This window comes from Herbaspirillum hiltneri N3 (assembly GCF_001267925.1).
Taxonomy (GTDB): domain Bacteria; phylum Pseudomonadota; class Gammaproteobacteria; order Burkholderiales; family Burkholderiaceae_D; genus Herbaspirillum; species Herbaspirillum hiltneri.
Genome location: NZ_CP011409.1, coordinates 3,344,713 through 3,365,275, shown reverse-complemented (window position 1 = coordinate 3,365,275; position 20,563 = coordinate 3,344,713). Strand labels below are relative to the sequence as shown.

22 protein-coding genes are annotated in these 20,563 nt (G+C 60.3%); 12 read left to right on the top strand and 10 right to left on the bottom strand.

From position 1 onward, the window contains the following. Nucleotides 1-15: 15 nt before the first annotated feature. Nucleotides 16-915 carry an SLBB domain-containing protein gene (locus F506_RS15365; protein ID WP_053198829.1) on the bottom strand — a complete coding sequence of 300 codons (900 nt, stop codon included), beginning with the start codon at nt 913-915 and terminating at the stop codon, nt 16-18. Between the two features lie 489 nt (nt 916-1,404). On the opposite strand from F506_RS15365, the gene F506_RS15360 reads away from it, so the two are divergent. After that, nucleotides 1,405-2,460, top strand: coding sequence for an LLM class flavin-dependent oxidoreductase (locus F506_RS15360; RefSeq protein ID WP_083457929.1), 1,056 nt, complete (start codon nt 1,405-1,407; stop codon nt 2,458-2,460). Nucleotides 2,461-2,598: 138 nt separating this feature from the next. On the opposite strand, the gene F506_RS15355 is transcribed toward F506_RS15360, so the two are convergent. Continuing rightward, on the bottom strand, nt 2,599-3,741 hold the full coding sequence (locus tag F506_RS15355; protein WP_053198826.1) for a glycerate kinase: 1,143 nt from the start codon (nt 3,739-3,741) through the stop codon (nt 2,599-2,601). Nucleotides 3,742-4,000: 259 nt separating this feature from the next. On the opposite strand from F506_RS15355, the gene F506_RS15350 reads away from it, so the two are divergent. Continuing rightward, nucleotides 4,001-4,195: a hypothetical protein gene (locus F506_RS15350; RefSeq protein ID WP_053198825.1), complete on the top strand. Its 195-nt coding sequence runs from the start codon at nt 4,001-4,003 to the stop codon at nt 4,193-4,195. Nucleotides 4,196-4,420: 225 nt separating this feature from the next. Here F506_RS15350 and F506_RS23665 read toward each other — a convergent pair whose 3' ends face one another. Next, entirely contained in the window at nt 4,421-4,714 is a 294-nt protein-coding gene (locus F506_RS23665; protein WP_235471166.1) for a hypothetical protein, read from the bottom strand. On the opposite strand from F506_RS23665, the gene F506_RS23660 reads away from it, so the two are divergent. The 10 genes from F506_RS23660 to iscX all read left to right on the top strand — a co-directional run bounded on the left by F506_RS23660 (nt 4,704) and on the right by iscX (nt 11,777). Then, nucleotides 4,704-5,156 carry a hypothetical protein gene (locus F506_RS23660; RefSeq protein WP_235471165.1) on the top strand — a complete coding sequence of 151 codons (453 nt, stop codon included), beginning with the start codon at nt 4,704-4,706 and terminating at the stop codon, nt 5,154-5,156. The two genes, F506_RS23665 and F506_RS23660, sit on opposite strands and share 11 nt — an antisense overlap. Nucleotides 5,157-5,345: 189 nt before the next feature. Further along, nucleotides 5,346-5,849, top strand: a complete 504-nt coding sequence (gene iscR, locus F506_RS15340; protein WP_053198822.1) for a Fe-S cluster assembly transcriptional regulator IscR — start codon at nt 5,346-5,348, stop codon at nt 5,847-5,849. Nucleotides 5,850-5,864: 15 nt separating this feature from the next. After that, nucleotides 5,865-7,118 carry an IscS subfamily cysteine desulfurase gene (locus tag F506_RS15335; protein ID WP_053198820.1) on the top strand — a complete coding sequence of 418 codons (1,254 nt, stop codon included), beginning with the start codon at nt 5,865-5,867 and terminating at the stop codon, nt 7,116-7,118. 60 nt (nt 7,119-7,178) lie between these two features. Continuing rightward, entirely contained in the window at nt 7,179-7,583 is a 405-nt protein-coding gene (gene iscU, locus F506_RS15330; RefSeq protein ID WP_053198818.1) for a Fe-S cluster assembly scaffold IscU, read from the top strand. Nucleotides 7,584-7,622: 39 nt separating this feature from the next. Then, nucleotides 7,623-7,946 (top strand): iron-sulfur cluster assembly protein IscA, encoded by a 324-nt coding sequence (gene iscA, locus F506_RS15325; RefSeq protein ID WP_016834034.1) that lies wholly within the window; start codon nt 7,623-7,625, stop codon nt 7,944-7,946. Nucleotides 7,947-8,154: 208 nt separating this feature from the next. Next, complete coding sequence (gene hscB / locus F506_RS15320; RefSeq protein ID WP_053198816.1) at nt 8,155-8,670, top strand: Fe-S protein assembly co-chaperone HscB; 516 nt, start codon at nt 8,155-8,157, stop codon at nt 8,668-8,670. 6 nt (nt 8,671-8,676) lie between these two features. Next, on the top strand, nt 8,677-9,291 hold the full coding sequence (locus tag F506_RS15315) for a LysE family translocator (RefSeq protein ID WP_053198813.1): 615 nt from the start codon (nt 8,677-8,679) through the stop codon (nt 9,289-9,291). A 19-nt stretch (nt 9,292-9,310) separates the two neighbouring features. Beyond that, nucleotides 9,311-11,176, top strand: a complete 1,866-nt coding sequence (gene hscA, locus F506_RS15310; RefSeq protein WP_053198811.1) for a Fe-S protein assembly chaperone HscA — start codon at nt 9,311-9,313, stop codon at nt 11,174-11,176. 27 nt (nt 11,177-11,203) lie between these two features. Beyond that, a complete protein-coding gene (gene fdx / locus F506_RS15305) occupies nt 11,204-11,542 on the top strand; it encodes an ISC system 2Fe-2S type ferredoxin (protein WP_053198809.1) in 339 nt (112 codons plus the stop codon). 40 nt (nt 11,543-11,582) lie between these two features. Further along, the gene (iscX, locus tag F506_RS15300; protein WP_016834025.1) at nt 11,583-11,777 is read left to right on the top strand and encodes a Fe-S cluster assembly protein IscX; all 195 of its coding nucleotides are present in this window, start codon (nt 11,583-11,585) and stop codon (nt 11,775-11,777) included. Between the two features lie 101 nt (nt 11,778-11,878). Here the strand turns inward: iscX and F506_RS15295 are convergent, their stop codons facing one another. The 7 genes from F506_RS15295 to F506_RS15265 form a co-directional block, all read right to left on the bottom strand. Further along, nucleotides 11,879-13,195, bottom strand: a complete 1,317-nt coding sequence (locus F506_RS15295; protein ID WP_053198807.1) for a DUF1501 domain-containing protein — start codon at nt 13,193-13,195, stop codon at nt 11,879-11,881. Nucleotides 13,196-13,203: 8 nt separating this feature from the next. Next, entirely contained in the window at nt 13,204-14,715 is a 1,512-nt protein-coding gene (locus F506_RS15290) for a DUF1800 domain-containing protein (protein ID WP_053198805.1), read from the bottom strand. A 118-nt stretch (nt 14,716-14,833) separates the two neighbouring features. Further along, nucleotides 14,834-15,385 (bottom strand): DUF1120 domain-containing protein, encoded by a 552-nt coding sequence (locus F506_RS15285; protein ID WP_144424067.1) that lies wholly within the window; start codon nt 15,383-15,385, stop codon nt 14,834-14,836. 25 nt (nt 15,386-15,410) lie between these two features. After that, complete coding sequence (locus tag F506_RS15280; protein WP_144424066.1) at nt 15,411-17,996, bottom strand: fimbria/pilus outer membrane usher protein; 2,586 nt, start codon at nt 17,994-17,996, stop codon at nt 15,411-15,413. 32 nt (nt 17,997-18,028) lie between these two features. Next, the gene (locus tag F506_RS15275; protein WP_268762577.1) at nt 18,029-18,739 is read right to left on the bottom strand and encodes a fimbria/pilus chaperone family protein; all 711 of its coding nucleotides are present in this window, start codon (nt 18,737-18,739) and stop codon (nt 18,029-18,031) included. A 147-nt stretch (nt 18,740-18,886) separates the two neighbouring features. Next, nucleotides 18,887-19,504 (bottom strand): DUF1120 domain-containing protein, encoded by a 618-nt coding sequence (locus F506_RS15270; RefSeq protein ID WP_158443132.1) that lies wholly within the window; start codon nt 19,502-19,504, stop codon nt 18,887-18,889. A gap of 114 nt (nt 19,505-19,618) precedes the next feature. Beyond that, nucleotides 19,619-20,275 (bottom strand): DUF1120 domain-containing protein, encoded by a 657-nt coding sequence (locus F506_RS15265; RefSeq protein WP_053198797.1) that lies wholly within the window; start codon nt 20,273-20,275, stop codon nt 19,619-19,621. Nucleotides 20,276-20,563: the final 288 nt, after the last annotated feature.

Genomic DNA, 20,563 nt, shown 5'->3' with positions numbered 1-20,563 from the left:
AGCCTTGATGTTTGTTCAGAATAGACTTTCATTGACGTAGACGACATCGCCGGGCAAGACCGGGTCCGTCAATTTTGCCTTGATTTCCTGTACACCCTTTTCAGGCATTTCCCTATTGATATAGATCCGGCGTTGCGATGCGCGCTGCGTCATGCCGCCGCCCAGCGAAATCGCGCGCATGACGTTCATGTCCTGTTCCATCGGGTAGGACCCCGGGCGATTGACTTCGCCGTGGATGTAGAAGAGCTTCTTCTTGTTCACATAGACGACGTCGCCCGCGTTGAGCTCGACGTCGAGCGGAGTGCGTTCGGTGGCGCTGGTTTCGCCCAGCAGGATGGGAATGCGGACGTCGCTTTCGCTGGTGACGAGGGATTTGTCGTTTTTCCTGCGCAGCAGCGTCACGGTCTGGTCGGCCTGTGCGGTGAGTCCGCCGGCGGTGGCCAGCAATTCAAGCACGCTCATGTGGCCGGGAATCGGATAGCGGCCCGGACGGCTGACTTCGCCCAGCACCGACACCATTTGGCTGCGCAACTGGACCACTTCCACCGAGACTTCCGGATTCTTGAGGTATTGGCCCTTGCGCAGGCTGTCCGCGACCTTGGCCGAGATTTCACTGGTGGTCAGGCCGCTGACGTCGATGCCGCCGATCAATGGCAATGTCAGGATGCCTTTGTCGTTGACGCCGACTTCCGCCGACAGGTCGGGCTGGCCGAATACCGTTACGCGCAACACGTCGCCGGAACCCACGCGGGTATTCGTGACGGTAGAGGAGGGAAGCGCTAGTGTGGACAGGGTGCCTGGCGGCGCGGACATCAGCTCACCGGTCTTGGTCGGATCGGTAGGCACCTGCGCCAGAGCGGAAAAGCTCGTCAGGAGGGCAATGACGGTGACAATGAATAAAGCGAATCGGCGCAAACTTAACTCCCATGACTGATTACAAAACGATTGCTTGTGCGGCACGTCGCCGTGCCGGCAATAAAACGTGAATCAGGAGGCAAAGTTTTGTAAATATGACAACTTAAGTCGTGCATATTAATCGAAAACGGGCGGGTCTCAAAAAAATTCTAATAATGTCTACAAATCTTTGCAATTTGAGTCGTCGTTGCGGAAAATGTTTCCGCGAAGGAATTCTACCTGTTTTTATTTTTATTCTGGCCGGTGGATCCTTCCGATGCACGGAAGTTCTTTCAATTGCATCGATATGGCGTCGCAACTTCGGCTGTGCGACCAGTTAAGCATAGATATTGCGCGATATCAATTCAATGTTGCAGCTTTAAAACGAGTGGCGCGCACTGCACCGGCACTGCGCGGGCATTCATCGGCCGTCGCGCCGAAATCGGACTGCAGAAAACCGTTTTGCCGATTTCGTCTATCCTTGGCGGATTGTCTTCAGCCCCTTACGTCATGTCCGCTGCAACCACCATTTCTGCCGTTTCCGGCATATCTGCCGCTTCCTCCCTGCGCCTCAGCGTGCTCGACCAGGCCCCGGTTTCCGAGGGGATGAGCAGTGCGCAGGCGCTCCGGAATTCGCTCGATCTGGCCGTGCTGGCCGATCGTCTCGGCTATTACCGCTACTGGGTGGCCGAGCACCATGGCACCCAATCGCTGGCCTGCGCCAGCCCGGAAGTGCTGATCGGACCGATTGCGGCAGCCACTTCGCGTCTGCGGGTGGGTAGTGGCGGCGTGATGTTGCCGCATTACAGCCCGCTCAAGGTGGCCGAGTCCTTCAGCATGCTGAGCGGGCTGTATCCCGGCCGCATCGACCTTGGACTGGGCCGCGCGCCGGGCAGTGATTCGCTGACCGCGTCGGCATTGCAGCGCGACCGGCGCCAGCGCCCGCAGGACGATTTTCCCGAGCAATTGAATGAGCTGCTGGCCTACCTGTGGCAAGAGTTGCCGGAGGATCATCCGTTCGCGCGCTTGCCGGCCATGCCCGGCAGCCCGGAACTGGTGCAGCCGTGGATGCTGGGCTCCTCGCCGCAAAGCGGCATCTGGGCGGCTGAACTGGGTATGCCCTACATGTTTGCAGACTTCATCCAGGCGGCCGGTGAAACAGTGGCGGCGCGATACCGCCGCGATTTCGTGCCGTCGCCGCACTGGCCGGATGCACGCCAGGGGGTGGCGCTGCAGGTGATTTGCGCCGAGACCGATGAGGAAGCGAAGTTGCTGGCGACCAGCTACGGCATGCGCCTGATCCACATGCACAGCGGTCGCCGGCTGGACAAGATTCCGTCGGTCGGGACGGCGCTGCGCTTTTTTGAGGAACATGACCTGCCGCCGTCGACCTTGCCCTCGGGCCGGCGCGCCGTGATCGGTTCACCGGCGCGGGTGCGCGAGCAGATCGAGGCGCTGGCCCGGGCTTATGGCGCGGATGAAGTCATGCTCGTGAGCATCATTTACGATCATGAAGCGCGCAAGCGTTCGTATGAACTGATCGCCCGGGAGTTTGCGCTGGTTTGACGGTGAAGAGGCGTGCGCGCAAATGCATCCACTTTTATCAATCCAATAAATTCATTAAAAATCAATTGGATAGCGAGAACTCCTCAAGGTTATCCACAAAGTTACCCCCAATTTTTGTGAGTAACTTTTCCTCCTTGATCAGCGTCCCGACAACCATAGCCGCGTCATCTGTTCGGCGCTGTCCTTGAGCAGCCCGGCGGCATTGGCGATCGCGTTGTCGAGCGTGGTCGGTCCGAACGTGATGGAGAAGCAGCCGGAAAAGCTGCTCTGCAGCGGTGCCAGTGCAGCGCGGTCGATGCCTCCCGACAGCAGCGACGTCTGCACACCGGCCTGGCGTGCACGCTGGGCGGCGATGAACGGCGCCTTGCCGTGCAGCGTCTGGGCGTCGCTGCGGCCTTCGCCGGTGATCAGCCAGTCGGCGTCTTTCAATGCCGCATCGAGTCCGATATAGTCCGCCACGGTTTGCGCGCCGGACTGGAATTCGGCGCCGAGCATCAGCAAGGCATATCCCAATCCACCCGCCGCGCCGGCTCCCGGCGAGTTGGCCTCGCTGCGGCCGCTGGCTTGTTCGAACAGGGCGGCGAAGCGGCCGAGCAGGGCGTCGAGTGGTTTGATCTGATCGGGGGTCACGCCTTTTTGCGGACCGAAGACTGCGGTGGCGCCATGGTCGCCGCACAGCGGGTTGTCAACATCGGACATGGCGACGATGTGGATGTCTTTCAGGCGCGGATCGAGGCCGGCAACGTCAACGCGTGCGAGCCTGGCCAATTGCGACGGGACGGGCTCCACTTCCTTGCCGTCGGCGTCGTACAGTTTCAGGCCCAGCGCGACCAGCATGCCGATGCCGCCGTCGTTGGTGCTGCTGCCGCCCAGCGCGATCAGGAAGCGTCGTGCGCCGCTGTCCAGCAGCGCCAGCAGGGCATCGCCGATGCCGAGCGTGGAGCGGTTTTCGACGGCAATTGCGGTACCGACCGGATCGGTCAGGCCGACGATTTCTGCCGATTCGATGACGGCGCTGCCGTCGCTGAGGATACCGGCGGCGGCGTCGCGTGATGTCCCCGCCGCGCCGCGCACTTGCAGCCGGCGGACTTCGCCGCCGGCGTGCAGCAGCGCGTCGAGCGTGCCTTCTCCGCCGTCTGCGATAGGGCACAAGCGGACGATGGCGGCCGGTGCGGCGGCGCGCACGCCGGCGCCGATGGCTTCGGCAACTTCCTGCGCGCTCAGCGAGCCTTTGAAGGAATCAGGGGCAATGACGACAACGGGTGCGGAGGCGGTGGTCATGAAAGCTTTTTCTGTAGTCGGAGGTATGCAAGGCGGCTGCGGCGCAGGTTTGCGGGTCTCCGTGTTATATGGATTGGCCGTCCTGCCGGACGAACTGCGAAGATTATATAGAACTCATCTTTCACCTATTGATGAAATGAGTTCTTCGCAGGCGCGCATATTTCACTCAGGTACGCGAGGTAACAAAAGGTAATCGCGCTGGTGCAGCGCCGGTCGCCAGCGCATGATGCCAGTAGAATATTCTCGGCAGGAGGGCATCATGAAACGTTTGCTATGGATCATCCCGGCGCTGCTGATGCTGGGCGGTTGCGTGGCGGTTCCCTATGATCCCTATCCGTATTACGGCCAACCGGCACCGGTCTATGTCGTGCCGTCCGCATCGGTGTATTACGGGTACGGCTGGGGCGGTGGCTATCGCGGCGGTTGGGGTGGCGGGGGGCACTGGCGCCATTGAGGCGTTCCGGGCTTCCCCGGGTTTGCATTCTCCGATTCACGGCAGTAGCATGGCAGCTCATCGATCCGGACCGATGCGCCGCATCAGGTATGATGAGCGCTGAAAAACTGGACGCTATTCGTTGTTGCTGCATGGTATGGCGATTTTTACGACACATTCCCGAACCTCTCCCAAAACGCGCACCCGCAACAGAGCTATCGTCGGCGTCAGCCTGTCGGTTCTGATTCACGTGGTGCTGTTTTTTGTTTTGCGGCCCAGCCTGCAAAAAATCGAAACCCAGGCAAGTTCTTCCCATGAACCGCTTGAGGTGACGTTCGTCCAGAGTCCGCCCAAGCCGGTGGCCAAGCAACCTGATCCGCCACAGCCAAAAGCCAGGCCGGTCAAAAAGCCGACGCCGCAACCGAAGCAGGTGGCACGCGCCAAACCAAGCCCGGCCGCACCCTCGCGGCAAGCTCCGCCGGTTTCCGATTCGCCGACGGCCATCACCCAGGCGCCGCCGGAAATGGATATGTCCACCATGCTCAACGCCGCGCGCGAACGCCGCCGCTCCGCCGAAGATTCGGCCGCGCGCGAGAACGCTGCCGCACGCGCCGCAGAGCAGGGACCTTCGGCCAACGAGATCGCCCAGGCGAATATCGATTTCCAGGCGCGCAAGGCCAACGGCGCCACCAACGGCGTGTTTGAAATCGTCAGCAAGGGACCGCGCGTGGCGCAGTACGTATTCCGCGGCTGGACCACCGACGCGCGCCGCAGCAAGCGCCAGACCATCACGGTCGACGCCGGCCTCAACGGCGATGTCGAGAAGGCCATTATCGACAGCATGATTGCCCTGATCCGTCAGTACTATTCCGGCGATTTCAACTGGGATTCCCAGAGGCTGGGGCGGGTGGTGTCGCTGTCCGCCCGGCCGGCCGACACCGCCGGTTTGCAGGCATTCCTGTTGCGCGAATTCTTCAGCTGATCGCACCGCCTTGCAGAGGGGAAACCCTTTGCCCCCGCGTCTTTCCCCCTGCATCCGCCGCCGCCCCTGTACGCCCTGTGCAAGGGCGTTTTTCAGTACCTGACAAGATTACTCAAGTTTGATATACTTGACGTAAATATTCGGGAATTCAGGGAGTGGGACTGAAAACTGTTCTGGAGTCTAGATTTCATGCGATTAACTACCAAAGGCCGTTTTGCCGTGACAGCAATGATTGACCTGGCGTTGCGCCAGGGCAATGGCCCCGTCACGTTGTCCGCCATCAGCGAGAGGCAGGAAATTTCTTTATCATATCTCGAGCAGTTGTTCGGCAAATTGCGGCGTCACCAGATCGTCGAATCGGTGCGCGGACCGGGCGGCGGCTATAACCTGGCGCGCAAGGCGGCGGACGTATCGGTCGCCGACATCATCATCGCGGTCGATGAACCCCTGGATGCAACCCAGTGCGGCGGCAAGGAAAATTGCCACAGCGTGACCCATCCCGGCGGCAGTCGCTGCATGACGCACGACCTCTGGTCGACGCTCAATGAAAAGATGGTCGAATACCTTGACTCGGTCTCCCTGCAAGACTTGGTCAACCAGCAGCACAACAAAGAACAGAAGCAGCCGGAACACAGAACCCTCGGTACTGAACAAAGCGTGGTTGTCATGCACCGCCCTCACGCAGCGGTTTGATTGGAGCTAGAACAAATGAACGCACCTCTGGAAAAAAGCCTGTTGGACACCATTAAGGCGCCGCATTTTCCAATTTACCTGGATTATTCAGCGACTACGCCGGTCGACCCGCGCGTAGCGGACAAGATGATTCCGTACCTGCGCGAGCAGTTCGGCAATCCTGCGTCGCGCAGCCACATGTACGGCTGGACGGCGGAGAAGGCCGTGGAAGACGCACGCGAAGAAGTCGCCAAGCTGGTCAATGCGGATTCGCGCGAAATCATCTGGACTTCCGGCGCAACCGAGAGCAACAACCTGGCCATCAAGGGCGCCGCGCAGTTCTACAAGACCAAGGGCAAGCACATCATCACGGTCAAGACCGAGCACAAGGCCGTGCTGGACACCTTCCGTGAATTGGAGCGCCAGGGCTTTGAAGCGACTTACCTGCAACCGCAGGACAACGGCTTGGTGACTGTCGAGCAGATCGCCGCCGCCGTGCGTCCCGACACCATCCTGGTTTCGGTCATGCTGGTCAACAATGAAATCGGCGTGATCCAGCCGGTTCCTGAAATCGGTGAATTTTGCCGCTCCAAGGGCATCATTTTCCATTGCGACGCTGCGCAAGCGACGGGCAAGGTCGCGATCGACCTGGAAAGCTGGAAAGTCGATCTGATGAGCTTCTCGGCCCACAAGACTTACGGCCCCAAGGGCATCGGCGCGCTGTATGTCCGCCGCAAACCGCGCGTGCGTATCGAAGCGCAGATCCACGGCGGCGGTCATGAGCGCGGCCTGCGCTCGGGCACGCTGGCAACCCATCAGATCGTCGGCATGGGAGAAGCCTTCCGCATCGCCCGCGAAGAGATGGACACCGAACTGGCCCACATCCGCGCCATGCGCGATCGCTTGGCCAAGGGCCTGCAAGAGATCGAAGAAACTTACATCAACGGCGACATGGAACATCGTGTGCCGCACAACCTGAACGTCAGCTTCAACTACGTCGAAGGCGAATCGCTGATCATGGCGATCAAGGACATCGCGGTCTCGTCCGGCTCAGCTTGCACCTCGGCCAGCCTGGAGCCGTCGTACGTGCTGCGCGCGCTGGGCCGCAGCGACGAACTGGCGCACAGCTCGATTCGCTTCACCATCGGCCGCTTCACGACCGAAGAAGACATCGACTTCACCATCGACCTGATCAAGAGCAAGGTCGGCAAGCTGCGCGAACTGTCGCCGCTGTGGGATATGTACAAGGACGGGATCGACATCAGTACGATCCAATGGGCTGCACACTAATCGCAAAAATGAAAAACGCCCCCATATGTATGGCGAGGCGATCTCATCAAGGAGCATCAAATGTCTTACTCGGAAAAAGTACTCGATCACTACGAAAACCCACGTAACGTCGGCGCCTTCGAAAAGGGCGACGAGACCGTAGGCACAGGTATGGTCGGCGCGCCGGCTTGCGGCGACGTCATGAAGTTGCAGATCAAGGTCGGCGACGATGGCGTGATCCTGGACGCCAAGTTCAAAACTTACGGCTGCGGTTCGGCCATCGCCTCGTCTTCTCTGGTGACCGAATGGGTCAAGGGCAAGACGCTGGATCAGGCCCTGTCGATCAAGAACACTCAAATCGCGGAAGAACTGGCGTTGCCGCCGGTGAAGATCCACTGCTCGATCCTGGCAGAAGACGCCATCAAGGCGGCGGTGCAGGACTACAAGGCGAAACACGGCAGCGTTGAGCAAAAGGCTGCGGCCTGATTCAGGGCGCAAACGAGAAGCACGCGAAGGGCAAGCATCATGGCAATCACACTGACTGAAAAAGCTGCAAAACACATCAGCCGCTACATGGAGCGCCGCGGCAAAGGCTTGGGCCTGCGCCTTGGCGTGCGCACGACCGGTTGTTCCGGCCTGGCCTACAAGCTGGAATATGTGGACGAGGAAACACCGGAAGACCAGGTGTTCGAGTCGCGCGGCATTCGCGTTTTTGTCGATCCCAAGAGCTTGCCCTACATCGACGGCACCGAGCTCGACTTCGCCCGCGAAGGTCTCAACGAAGGCTTCAAGTTCCAGAATCCGAACATGAAGGATGAGTGCGGCTGCGGTGAAAGCTTCCGCATCTGATCTGAGTTGGTCGTTGCATCCCGAGACGCCGCACGATGCGGCGGCGTTTGCCGGAGATTCGGCGGGTCTGCGAATTGATGTGCAATGTAGTCTAGTGCTTAGCCAGAATAGTCGTAGCGATAGCCTCTGAAGCGTTGTTCTGCCAAGCCTGTTGAAGTCCGGACAGGCTTTTTATTTTTTACCCATCCGCTCTCCGTTTGCACAACGTATGCAAAATCATTTCGCGCTTTTCCAATTACCGCAACGCTTTGCCGTCGATCTGACAGCGTTGGAAAAGGCGTACCACGGTGTGCAGAACCAGGCCCATCCCGACAAGTTCGCCCACGCGACCGGCGCTGAAAAGCGCGTCGCCATGCAATGGGCCACGCGCGCCAACGAGGCCTACCAGACTCTCAAAAATCCGCTCAAGCGCGCCACGTATCTGTGCGAGCTCAACGGCGTCGATCTCGAAACCGAATCCAACACCGCCATGCCGGCCGCGTTCCTGATGCAGCAAATGGAATGGCGTGAAGAACTCGACGACGCGCGCGCAGGCAAGAACATCGATGCGCTGGAACAGCTCGACCGCGCCTTGCGTAGCGCCAGGAAAGACACCGTCGCCCACATTGAAACCTTGCTCGACGCCGATGATTTTGCCGGCGCCGCGCAGTCGGTGCGCCAATTGATGTTCCTGGAAAAATTCGGCGAAGAGATCGGCAATGCTTTCGCCTTGATCGAAGGTTGATGCGCCATGCCTGACGTATTCCTGTTCCTTGTCGCCGCGATGATGCTGACCCTGGCGCCGGGGCCCGACAATATTTACGTGCTCACGCGCGGTGTCGCCCAAGGCAAGAAGGCCGGATTCGTTGCCGCGCTGGGCTTTTCTTCCGGATTGTTTTTCCATACCTTGCTGGCGGTGCTTGGCTTCGCCGCCATCATCAAGGCGTACCCGGCCGCGTATCACGCCTTGCAGTATGCCGGCGCCGCTTATCTGGTGTATCTCGGCATCCGTACCTTGCGCTCCGCTGCATCGATGTCGCTGGAGGCGACGATGACGCCGGTCAGCCTGTCGCGCATTTACTGGCAAAGCGTGATCGCCAATATTCTCAATCCCAAGGTGACGCTATTTTTCATCGCCTTCCTGCCGCAATTCGTCAATGTGCAAGCGGGCCATGTGGCCTGGCAGATGCTGTTGCTGGCGGTGGTGTTCATCCTCCAGGCGCTGGCGATCTTCAGCGCGATTGCATTTTTCTCCGGCATCGTCGGCGCGTATTTCAAGCGTCAGGCGCGTGCCGCTCTCTATTTGAACAGGCTTGCCGGCTGTGCGTTTGTGGGTCTCGGTATCCGCATTGCTTTGCCGGAATAATTGCCGGAATTAATCGACTATGGCTCTTCTCCAAATCTCAGAACCGGGCATGTCCACCGCGCCGCACCAACATCGGCTGGCGGTCGGCATCGATCTCGGCACCACCAATTCGCTGGTCGCCACCGTGCGCAACAGCATCCCTGAAGTCCTCAGCGACGAAGAGGGACGCAGCCTGTTGCCGTCGGTAGTGCGCTATCTGCCCAACGGCAATGCCAACATCGGCTACAAGGCGCAAGCCGCGCAGACCACCGATCCGAAGAACACCATTGTCTCGGTCAAGCGCTTCATGGGCCGCGGCCTGAAGGACATCGCCTACGTCGAAAACCTGCCCTACGATTTCCAGGATGCGCCAGGCATGGTGCAACTGAAAACCGTGGCGGGTGTGAAGAGCCCGGTGGAGATTTCTGCGCAGATTCTGGCCACCTTGCGCCAGACCGCGGAAGACGCGCTCGGCGACGATCTGGTCGGCGCCGTGATCACCGTGCCTGCCTACTTCGATGACGCACAGCGCCAGGCCACCAAGGATGCGGCGCAGCTGGCCGGCCTGAACGTGCTGCGCCTGCTTAACGAGCCGACTGCAGCGGCAATCGCCTACGGCCTCGACAATGGTTCGGAAGGCATCTTCGCGGTCTACGATCTCGGCGGCGGCACCTTCGACATCTCGATTCTGAAATTGACCAAGGGCGTATTCGAAGTCCTCTCGACCGGCGGCGATTCGGCCCTGGGGGGCGACGATTTCGACCAGCGCCTGTTCTGCTGGATCTGCGAGCAATCGCAATTGGCGCCGTTGTCGGACGAAGACACGCGCATCCTGCTGGTCAAGGCACGCGAAGTGAAGGAATTGCTGTCTTCCAAGGCTTACACGCAGATCGACGCCGTGCTCAATTCCGGCGAAGAAGTGCATCTGTCGATCACCGCCGAAGAATTCGTGGCCCTGACCCAGCATCTGGTCGCCAAAACCATCACGCCCAGCCGCAAGGCGTTGCGCGATGCCGGCTTGTCCGTCGACGACGTCGATGGTGTTGTGCTGGTCGGCGGCGCCACGCGCATGCCCCACGTGCGCAAGGCGGTCGGCGAATTCTTCCAGACCACGCCGCTGGCCAACATCGATCCGGACAAAGTCGTGGCGCTGGGCGCCGCGGTGCAAGCCAACCTGCTGGCCGGCAACCGCGCCGCAGGCGACGACTGGCTGTTGCTCGATGTGATTCCGCTGTCGCTCGGCATCGAGACCATGGGCGGCCTGGCGGAAAAAGTCATTCCGCGCAATTCCACGATTCCCTGCGCGCGTGCGCAGGAGTTCACCACCTTCAAGGACGGCCAGACCGCCCTGGCGGTACACGTGGTGCAGGGCGAGCGCGAGCTGGTGACCGATTGCCGTTCGCTGGCGCGTTTCGAACTGCGCGGCATTCCGCCGATGGCGGCCGGCGCTGCGCGCATTCGCGTGACGTATCAGGTCGATGCCGACGGCTTGCTGTCGGTGTCGGCGCGTGAAATGACCTCGGGCGTGGAAGCGGCGATCACGGTCAAGCCTTCCTACGGCCTGGCTGACGATGACGTCGCACGCATGTTGCAGGATTCCTTCCAATCGGCCGACGAGGATATGAAGCGCCGCGCCCTGCGTGAAGAGCAGGTCGAAGCCGAACGCATCATCCTGGCGACGCAATCGGCGCTGGATGCCGACAGCGCATTGCTCAACGAGCAGGAGCGTCTCGACATTGCGGCACTGATCGGGATCGTGCGCGAGAAGGCGCAAAGTGATGATCACCTGGCGATCAAGGCCGCGGTGGAAGCGCTTGCGCACGGCACCGAAGAATTCGCAGCCCGCCGCATGGATCGCAGCGTCCACGCCGCGCTGGCAGGCAAGAAATTGGATGAAGTTTCGTAAAAGACAAAGTCATTAAAGGTAAATACCGTGCCACAAATCGTCATACTTCCACACCCCACCTTTTGCCCTGACGGCGCCGTCATCGATGCACCGGCCGGCAAGAGCCTGTGCGACGCCATGCTCGACAGCGACGTCGACATCGAACACGCGTGCGAGAAATCCTGCGCCTGTACCACTTGCCATGTGGTGATCCGGGAAGGCTTCGATACCCTGGACGATCCGACCGACAAGGAAGAGGATTTGCTCGACATGGCCTGGGGCCTCGAAGCGAATTCGCGCCTGTCTTGCCAGGTGGTGCTGGGCGACGATGACCTGGTCGTCGAAATTCCGAAGTACACCATCAACCACGCCAGCGAGAATCATTGATTCCGGCTGGTAGTGTGCGACCAATGCTAGCGAGGCAGCCATGAAATGGACCGACATTCAACATATCGCCGAAGAACTCAACGATAAATTCCCGGACATTGATCCCAAGACCATTCGTTTCACCGACCTGCATCGCTGGGTGATGGAGCTGGATGGTTTTGACGATGATGCCAATCGCTCGGGAGAAAAAATTCTCGAAGCGATTCAGGCGGCGTGGATCGAGGAAGCGGAATAATCCGGCGTCGGCGACGGCATGACAACAAAAAAAGGAGCGATTTCGCTCCTTTTTTGTTGTCCGTCCAATACCTGTTTACACACCCGCTTTTACACCTGCTTCTACACCAGAATGTTGGACACATGCTGCATGCCCATCGTGTATTGCGGGAAGATCTGCTGCAAGGCGCTGTCCGGAATGCGCATGTGTTTTTCCGCCAGCGTCGACATCACGGCGCGGAAGTCGGTGGTGATCGCCAGGTCCCGTCCCTCGTTGAGCTCGGTCTTGTTCAACCCCGGCCATTGGCCGTAAATCGTACGCCCGCGCACGTTGCCGCCCAGCAGCCACATGACGTTGCCGTGACCGTGGTCGGTGCCGCCGTTGCCGTTTTCGCGGAAGGTGCGGCCGAACTCCGAAATTACCACGATCACCGTATCGTTGAACGCCGGACCCAGCTCCTGCGCCAGCGTGGCCAGTCCGGTCGCCAGCGGCGCCAGACGTCCGGCCAGTTGCCCCGCGCCGTTGCCCTGGTTGGCATGCGTATCCCAACCGCCCACCGCAAGGAAGCCCAGGCGAATCTTGGGGTCGCCGCGCATCAGGCGACCCAGCCGTGACGCGTCGATGGCCATGCCGTTCGGCAGCGGTGCACCGTTGTTGGCCATGCGCTGCTCGTTGCTGCTCAGTTCCGCCATCAATTCCTTGCGCGCCGCGATGCCGTCGCGATAGGCCTTGCCGAGCGCATCGTCGCCGGCATACATGGCGCCGTATGTCTGACTGATTTTCGGCTGGTCAATCAGGGTGGGGCGTGCCGCGTCGCGGCCGGTCGGCATGTTGGCCACGACTTGCCGGCCGCTCAGGATGCGCGGGATAGATTCTCCCAGCGTCAGCGCCTGCACCGGCGATTCGGAAGGCGGCAGGCGGCCTTGCAGGCGATTCATCCAGCCGTCGCGGGTGTTGTGCTGGCCCGGCGTGCCGGTCTCCATGTAATCCTGCGCTTCGAAATGCGAACGTGAGCCATCGGGGGAGCCGGAGGCGTGGACGAAGGCCAACTGGCCATTGTCCCAATATGGCATCAGCGGCCGCAATGACGGATGCAGGCCGAAGTATCCGGTCAGGTCGATGGCTCCGTTGTTCTGGCCCGGACGTGCGACGGCGATACCGGGACGCGCCTGGTAATACTCCCTGTCGCCGTGCGGCACGACGACGTTGAGACCGTCGACGGCGCCGCGCAGGAACACCACCACCATGCGCGGCGTGCCGTCGCCGTCAGCGTGTGCACGCTGGCGAGGAACGCCGTAGGCCAATGGCGCGTTGCCGCTGGCATTGGCGGCGCCCGGTTTGCCGGCGGGCACCACCGCGCAGCCGGACAAGCCGACCGGCACCAGGATGGCGCCGCTGCCCGCCATGCCCATGTAGCGAATGAAGTCTCGACGTTTCATTGCGCCTCCTAGCGTCTCATGAAGGCAGGTCCGCCCAGAATCAGGCCGACTTGCAAGTTGGGCGGCGCCGCAGCGATTGCGGTCACGGCGTTCTGGTCCAGCAGCGGCGACAGTGTCTGGATCAGGCGTACCGGATCAACGGCTTCCGCGTTGGCGGCCGGTTGCGTATTTTCGGCGCGGGCGATCGGTGACTTGCCATTGCTGAGGCCATTGGCGAAATTGATCCGGCGCAGCAGCGCGTCGGGATTGAGCCAGGCCTCTTCGGAGAACTTGTAGCCCTCCGGCGTCAGCCAGCCGTACAACGGCATGCCGAACTGATTGAGGACACCGCTCACCGGCCTGGCGTTGACGACCGGCGTAGCAGTGGCGCGCAGGCTGGAAACGACGTATTGATACGGCGTCTTGAACTGGCTCTGGTAGTTGCGGCGCGACCAGAACTGCGGACTGTCGAACAGAGTGCGCAGCACGGTCTTGATGTCGCCGTCGCTGGCGAGGAAGCGTTGCGCCAGCTTGTCCACCAGCGCCGGATCGGCCTGGTCGGAGACGAAGTACTGCACCAGTTTGGTCGCAATGAAGCGCGCCGTGGCCGGATTGCGCGCCAGCATGTCGAGCGCCTGTTCGCCTTCCTGCTGGCCGGCGGGCGTGATCGTACGGCCGAGGAATTGTTTGGCGGCGCTGTCATGCCGTTGTGGATTGAAGGCGAAGCCCACCCTGTCGCCCCCCTGTTTCATGTCCGGCACGACGATAGTCCAGCCGCTCAGGATGCGCGCCAGCGAGATCACATCGGCCTGCGTGTAGCCGCCATCGACGCCGAGCGTGTGCAACTCCATCAGCTCGCGCGCGTAGTTCTCATTGAGACCCTTGAAGCGGCCTTTGGCCTGCGGCGTGTTGGCGCCGCTGCTGAGCCAGTTGTCGAGGTAATAGAGCATCGCCGGATGATGCGCGACCGCACCGAGCAACTGGCGGAAATTGCCGAGCGCATTGGGGCGAATCGCGTTCTTTTCATAGTCCGCGGCCCAGTAGCGCACCCATTCCTTGCCTTCGAAGATATTGAAATGGTTGAACCAGAATTCCGTCATCACCTCCTGCAGCTGGCGCGGGCTTTCGGTTGCAAGCCACAAGCGTGCGGCATGACTTTGCGGGGTGATTTCTTTTGCGGCGCGCTGGCGCGCGGCATTCTTTTCGTCGGCGCTGGCGGTGTTGGGTGGGAAGGAGGGCGGACCGTACGCGACGTAGAGTTGCGACGTGCTCATCTGGTATGTCGCCAGGCCATCGAGGCGGCTTTGCAGTTCGGCGGGAAGCGGAATGCGCTCCGGATTGAGCTGCTCGTCGATGTAGCGCTTGACGCCCATTTTTTCAACCGTGGCGACATCGCCCGGACGCGGGCCGTATGCCAGGCGATTGAGTACGTGCAGGGCCTGCTCCTGCGAATTCAGCGCCTGCGCAAACGCGCCGCCGCAAGCGCCGGCGAGGCTCAATGCCAGCAATCCGACCACACCATGTTTGCGAGAGAGTTGCATGACGCCGTATGCAGAAAAGGGAATGCTTAAAGTATCGCATCCTCACTGAACGTCGCTGTAATAAAGTGTAAAAACATCGCTTCTGCTGAAAGGCCGTCAGTAGCTCTTCAGCTTCCCGTCAGTTTTCCACGAGCTCGAAGCTGCCGCTGCTGCGCCATGTCGTGCGATCGGCAACCCGGCTGGCGGTGCCGGAAACCTTGGTGTCGATTTCCACCTGTACCGAAAAGCTGGAGCCCTTGACGGTACGTTCGTCCTGCACCGGCACGATACCTATGCCGGGAGAGAGAACGGCGGTCTCCGCCATGTTGTCCGGTTGCTGGCCGGTGACGCTGACGTTCCCGAGCTTGACGCGTTTGCCGTCCAGTTGCGCGAGCGACAGGTTCAACGCGAAGTTGCCGGCGTTGCCGAAGCGGTAGGCATTGCCGTCGCCTGCAGCGCCGCGGAAATATATCGTCATCAGCGCCGGCTGACGGCAATTGACCGAGAGTGTCATGGTTTGTTTCCCCAGCGCGAAGGCCGTGGGCGATACCTGGCGGCCGAGCAATTCGGCGCGCGTGACCTGGCCGTAGTCGATCACCGTATTGCTGATCTGCATCTGGCAATTATCGTTGGGCGCCGCCAGCGCATGCAGCGATGCCGAGGCAAGCAGCGCGGCAAGGACGGCGTGCATGCGCATGGAGCTGCGTCGGGTGAATTCACAATTGAGCATAGGTCGCTTTCTGTAGCTGTACTTGCAGAGTCGGGCCGCAACGCGCCTCCGCAGTTTCAAAGAACATATTGGGATCCGCCCTGGACGGCAATTCGAATTGCAATGAACATTGCTTGCCGTCCGGGAGCGAGACTTCGAGTTTGGAATTGGGTACGCCATTGATCAGGAAAATCTGACCGTCGTCGACCACCGTCGTGACGAACTGGCCCTCGGCATCCAGCACGAAAGCCCCCTTGGGCAGCGGATTGCCGTCGGCGCCCTTGGTGTTGAGCAGGATGCGCCGTACCTTGATGGTATCGAAGGTGACGAAGTTGACTGAGCCTCGTCCCGGCTCGACGAGCTTGTAGCCGTTCTTGATGTCGACATTGCGCGGCAGGCTCTTGGTGGCGATTTCAAGCCGGCTGCTGGCATATGGCGCCATCTGCGAAATCACCGCCTGTCCCCAGGGATCGGTCCACACCGGGCCGTAGGGCGTGCTGACACGGATGCCCGACTCATCGCCCACCGACAGGATGCCGAAGGTGTCCTGGATCGGATAGGGCGACAGTGTCAGACCGTGCTGATGCAGCACCATGCCGCCGCGCAGGCCGCCGTTCATGGCGGTCGCGCCCGATCCTGCGCGCGAGTAGCCGAGGTTGACCTGGGCATAGCGAGGCAGTATCGACGCCTGCGTCGAGAGATCGGTTTCCTGGCTCTGGGTGTTGCGCTCCGCGGAGACGGTGTAGTTGGCGTATTCGTTGATCGTCTCGTTGTAGGAGGCGCCATAGCGCTTGTAGCCGCTGCTGTTGTTCACGTAGGTGCGCACGTTGCGCTGTCCGAGCGGAATGCTCAGCGTCAGGTAGAAGGTGTTGACGGGCACTGTGTTGCTGCTGTTGCTGTCGGTATTGCCGTTGTTGCCGAGATTGTGTTCGACGTTGAAGGATATCGTGCCGAATGAAAATGTCTGCCCCCATGCGCCGGTCACGCGCTGGGTCGAGACGCCGCTGAATAGCGACGAGCGCGAGTAGGCGACATTGAATGTTCCCATCGTCGCATTGCTCCAGCTCAGCGATGCGGTGTACTGCCCGCGATAGCGATTGTGCTGCAGGTCGCCGGCATTGGCGGGCGTGTCGACGATGGTGTCGCCCAGGTCGCGATAGCCGAGCGTTTGCTGGGTTGCCGAAAAGCTGCCCGAGATCGAGGTCGACAGCAGGCTGCTGCTGGACAGGCTCACCTGCGTACCGTGCACCCCTTCGCCGGTCGCGTTGGACAGGCGTTGCTGCAGGCTGACGCTGGTACTGTTGAACACGCGCGTGTCCATGCCCCATGCGCCGGCCTGATATGAAGTTGCCGCCATGAGGCCGGCGTTGGCATTGCTGTCCTTGCCGATTTTCCAACCGCCGGAGCCGGTAACGATCCATGGCTGGCGCGCGGTGCTGCCGCCGAGACTGCGTTGGCGGCCGACGGCAAATGAATAGCCGCGCTGGCTGCCCAACGAACCGCTGTGCAACGACGCAGCCGGAACGATGAAACGCCGTTGCGCACCCGTCGCTTCCACCACGGTGACTTCCAGGTCGCTGCCTGAGTTTAGCAGCGGCAGATCGGACAAGGCGAACGGCCCGGCGGGAACAACGGTGGTGTAGATCAGCGCACCGGCCTGGCGCACTTCCACGCGCGCTTGCCATTGCGCGATGCCTTCCACCATGACGTTGTTGCGGTTAAGGCTCATCAGCGCACCTTCCGGAATGATCTGCGCCCCTGTGATGGAGCCGCCGGACACCGCCGAGTTGGCGATGTTGATCTGGCCGGTCTGCAAGATGGATCTGAAATCCATCAAGGTTTTCTGGGCGTAAGCGTAGACATGCTGGCGCTGTGATTTTCCGTCCTGCGCGGTGTAAACCTCCCGGCTGCGCACGATCCAGTCCTGAAAGTTGAATCCCAGCTCCGCATTACCCGACATGAAACGGCTGCCGCCGCCGGCAAACTTGCTGTTGACGCCGAGTATTTCGTAATTCAGCATCGCCGCGGTGCCGCCGCTGCTGTAGCCGGCAAAGTCGTCCTCGGTCGGTCGCAGAGCGTCGGTGGGGACCACCAGCGCCACTTCTTCCTTGCCGGGACGCAGTTCGACCTGGGTTTGCGGGAAGGCTTCCTTATAGTCGAAGCAGCCCGGGGCGCCGGTGGTGGTGGTGGTCGTGGTGGCCGGCGCCGCGGGCGCAGATGCCGGTTTCTCCACCTTTTTCAACTGCGGCGGCACGATCAGTCCTCCTTTGTCGAGCAGGCCGACCTCGAAGCACAGGTCGCCCTTGGTATTGAAACGCGCATCGGCGCGTCCACGCTTGCTGCCGTTGACGAACAGCGTCACAACCTGCACACCCGGACGGAAGCGGGCGGCCTCGCGAAAATAATCCGCGAGCTGCGGATCGATACCACGCTCCTTCAGCATGTTCAGATCGAATCCGCTGGCGTCGGCAGCATGCAAAGGCAAAGACGCAAGCCCTCCCGCCACGGCAGACAAGGCGATGAGACAATGCTTCAGGCGAGCGTCGGGCGGGTCGAGGAAAGCTCCATTTTTCCCGCTGATTTTATTATTCATTTTCCCTGATTGCGAGGGAGGAAAAGTGGGGCTTACCTGGTGACCGCCGCGTCGTAGCTGTCCACTGAGAATCCATATACGGTCGCGGGCGCCAGACGTACCGTGGTCGATGCTGCACCTGCGGCGGGCACCGCCACGCTGATGGTCTCGCCAGGCAGGAAATAGGTCTTGCCGAGATCAAGCTCGGTCTTGGCCGGCAATAGCGTCACTGTCTGCGCCAGGCGTACGACGTAGGCACTGTCGTTCTTGGCGACGAGGTTGCCGTTGCGCATAGACCAGGTCAGCAGTTTCCACGGTTCCCGGTTGGGCGCGAGGCCTTTGGGATGGATGATGACCGGCAGATTCTGGCGCACGTTCATCGTCACCTTGACGCCGCCGTCCTTGGACTGCTGCGGAATGCCTTCGAAAATGACGCGTTTGAACCGTTGCGTCTTGAGCGGCTCCTTGCTTTGCAGGATGAAGCGCACGAGCTGGGTTTCATCCGGCTCGACACGCGCAACGGGCGGCGTGACGACCAGCAGGTTTTCCTTGTCTTCCGGGAGGTTTTGAATCGAGGTGTACAGCAAGGTGGCATTGGCGTCGGTGTTCTTGACGTTCATGCTGGCTTCGCCATCGGCCTCGTTGATGATGACTACCGAGGTCTCGGGAAGCATGCCGCTGGCGTGCGCAGTGACGGGAACAAAGGCGTTGGAGAGAAAGCAGGCAACAGCAAGAAAAAGCAATTTCCTAGAATTGGCGCACATTTCATTTACCTCCGGTTGTTGTAGATATTGGTTTTTAACAGCTCCGATGCTAAGAGAAATTAATTCAAGAGTATTTGAGAATATTCTCAAAATTCAGGGTGTTTTAAAGCGTAGAACAGGGGTGAAAAAATGATGTAGAGACAACTCTTAAAGATAGGAGAGCTCCAGCGTCGCCGAGCCGTCCAGCAAGATTTCTTGTGACAGGGAAAGATGTTCAGGCTTGTTGATATAGGGTTGCACGGTCACGGTGCCGGAGATTGTGCGCAAGGACGACACGGTGTTGCTGCCCGGTGCTCCCCAGGCGAAGCGGCGATTCTTGGCGACATAGCCTGTCGTAGACGGTTGCCAGGTCGTACCGCTGTCGGTCGAATACAACAATTGGGTTTGCTGGTAGTCGCCGGTATAGGACGTCGGCTGAAACAGGATGGCGTAACCGCCGATGCTTTTGCCGGCGGCAGTGCCGAGGCCGAAGTTGAAACTGTCGTTGAGATTGCCGTCGCCCGAGCCAGCCGCGATGATACCGACAATGACCGAACTGGTGCGGTTGTCGATGGCCCTGACGCTCACCTTGGCGGCGGCATCGCAATTGATGCTGAACGACAGCGACTTCGCAGGCAGCGGCGTGACCGCGCCGGTTTTCAGCGAGCTGGCCGGGATGGTGCCGTAATCGGCAACACCGCCACCCGACAGCATCGGTGTGCAGGCGGCAGGCGTGATGACGCTCACCACCTGCATTTCCACCATGTTGGCGGCGTATGAGAGCATGGTTGCGGCCAGGCAGAATATGCCCAGGGCCATATTCGCTGCACCGGATCCGGTTGTGATTGTGATGTGCTTCACAGATGCGCTTCTTTCATGTCGGAAGATCGTCGGCATTGTTCATAAATACAAAAGTTCAAAAGTGGCAGAGCCATTCAAGGATGCATCTTCTTTTTCCTGCGTATTGTCGGCGCTGTCGATGACGGCCTGGATACTCAGTTTTACCTCGAAGGTCAGGGTGCCGCCGGGATGGATCTTGTGTTCGGCGTCCCAGGCGTAGAGCACGTTCTTGCGGATGGCGTTGTCGCTGCTCAGCATCCACTGCGTGGCGTTGATGCCGGTCGCGGACTCCAGCATGGCGGGAGGCGTCGCCTTCGGATGCGCAGGTTCGAACGACACGATATAGGCGCCGGCGTTTTGCCCGCTCTCCGCGCCCAATCCGAACAGATGCTTCTTGCTGCGGTTGCGCATCGCCACCGTCTGCATTTGCGGTATCGGCGCGCTCTCGCGATTGTCGATCAGGCGCAACGCAAGACGTGAAGGGAGGGCGCAGGAGACGGAGAGGCTGAAGATTTTCTTGGAGAGGATTTTTGCTGCGCCGCGCTCGGATGAAATCGGTCCGTAGTCCACCACGCCGGCATCGGAAAAAACGGGCAGGCAGGCGTCGGGAACAATCTTCCCTGTCACCCGCAATTCCGTTGCCCCGGCGACGGATGCAACGACAAGCAGGGAAGGAGCGACGCCATGCCGCAGCATCGTCGATACGACCTTCTTCATGCTATCCCCATGTGCCAGCTATTGTGATTTGATCAGGCAAGGATAGCGTCGGCACGGTGCTCCTCCAATCTAAATCTGGAAAACGGATGAAAAAACATCGCTGCTGTGGCGAACTCGTCGTTTTTCGACTAATCGCAGGCGATTAAGCGAGGTTGAATTGAGATCATTCTCATATACGGAGCGGGGCAAGATGATCAGAATCGCAACTGGTCAATCAAAGTCTATGCCGCAGTCGCGGTGCACATCTCGCTTGGGGTAAAGATGAAAACAGTCGCGGATCTTTCTGTT